We start from the raw sequence: 718 nt of genomic DNA on the forward strand, positions 1-718 counted from the left end.
TGGTCGGCATGGCGACCATCGCTACCATCATCGCCAGCCAGGCGGTGATCACCGGCGCGTTCTCCATCACTCAGCAAGCCATTCAGTTGGGGCTTCTGCCACGGATGGAGATCCGTTGGACGTCCGAGACCGAGAAGGGCCAGATCTACGTGCCGAAGATCAACTTCCTGCTCCTTTGCGCCGTACTGCTCCTGGTCGTGATGTTCAGGAGTTCGAGCGCCCTTGCGCATGCGTATGGTCTGGCTGTCACCGGAACCATGGTGGTGACGGCCATCATGGCGTACTTCGTGGTTCGGCGGTTCTGGAAATGGTCCTTCTGGGCCTCGGCCGCAGTGATTCTACCCTTCCTGGCAGTCGATACCATTTTCCTCGCCGCCAATGCCCTGAAGATCCCGCAGGGTGGCTGGATGCCGTTGCTCGTTGGCGCCGCGCTGGTTGTGCTGATGCTGACTTGGCGACGCGGTACGCGAATCCTGTTCGAGAAGACCCGGAAAGTCGACGTGCCGCTGCTCCAACTGATCAATATGTTGAAAAAGAGCCAGCCATATCGGGTGAGGGGCACCGCGATATTCATGACCAGCGATCCTGAGGTTGCGCCCGCGGCCCTGCTGCACAACCTCAAGCACAACAAGATTCTGCATGAGAAGAATGTCATACTGACGGTAACGACCGCCGACGCCCCACGCGTCGCGGAGAACGAACGGGTCCAGATCGAGCC

General features: G+C 59.6%; 1 protein-coding gene. It reads left to right on the forward strand.

Annotation, left to right across the window (positions count from 1 at the left end):
* Positions 1–718, forward strand: a 718-nt coding sequence (locus tag AC1DVM_RS23210) for a KUP/HAK/KT family potassium transporter (protein WP_477258508.1), incomplete at both ends; no start/stop codon positions are given.

This window comes from Microvirga sp. P4_A5, assembly GCF_056402495.1.